This window comes from Bacteroides sp. LFL-34 (genome assembly GCF_027257075.1).
In the GTDB taxonomy this organism is placed as follows: Bacteria; Bacteroidota; Bacteroidia; order Bacteroidales; family Bacteroidaceae; genus Bacteroides; species Bacteroides ovatus.
In genome coordinates, this window is the sequence record NZ_JAPQKZ010000155.1 from 1 (window position 1) to 721 (window position 721).

Here is a 721-nt window from a genome sequence, read left to right on the forward strand (position 1 = left end):
CGTTGTCCATTTTCAGTGTGCCCTCACCCTCGAACTGGAAATACCGGATGGTATAGAGGGTATTGGCGAAATCGCCCGTTTTCTTCAGCTCACAGCGGATTTCCACCGTCTGCCCCTTTGTGACCTTGTTCGGCACGGGCATGGTTTCCACCGTGAAGGGATAGGATTGCTGGATGTCCATATCGTCGTCGCACGATACGAATGTGAATGACACTGCGGCGAACAGGCAGAGTGCCAACGCCTTGAAGATTGATGTTCTCTTGTTCTTGTTGTTCAGTATGTTCATTATTCTTTGATTTTTAGATTGTTGTTCTTTTGTTGTTTTCTTGATACTTGTTGCAGGTACTCGTTCAAGTCCTTGCAGCCTTGATAGATGCCGGAACGGTCTGTCACCTTTCCTCCGTAGCGTGTCCGCAGGGCTTCCATTGCCCTGCGTCCGGCTTCGTCTCGGTCGAGGTAACAGTCGATGCGCTCGTACCCGTCCAGATGTTTCAAAGCCTTTTCCACGTTGGCGACGGAGTTCAGCACAAGGCAGTCACCCGTTGCCAAACCGAGCGTGACGGCGGACAGGAAGTCCATAAAGCCCTCGAACACGCTGCACACGTCCGCCGGGATGTCCCCCGCCTTGACCAGCGACACGTCCTTTGGTGGTACGCAACCCTTGAAACGGCGGCTTCGGGTTTCATAGCCGCCCGACACGTTCGGAAAGCCGACGGCAAAG

Annotated in this window: 2 protein-coding genes; both read right to left on the bottom strand. The window is 53.7% G+C overall.

All coding sequences use genetic code 11. The features are described 5' to 3' along the window. Window positions 1–286: TraQ conjugal transfer family protein (locus N5O98_RS27350; protein ID WP_269496293.1), on the bottom strand; the 286-nt coding region annotated here is incomplete at its 3' end. Continuing rightward, window positions 286–721: toprim domain-containing protein (locus N5O98_RS27355; RefSeq protein ID WP_269496296.1), on the bottom strand; the 436-nt coding region annotated here is incomplete at its 5' end. The genes N5O98_RS27350 and N5O98_RS27355, both read right to left, overlap by 1 nt.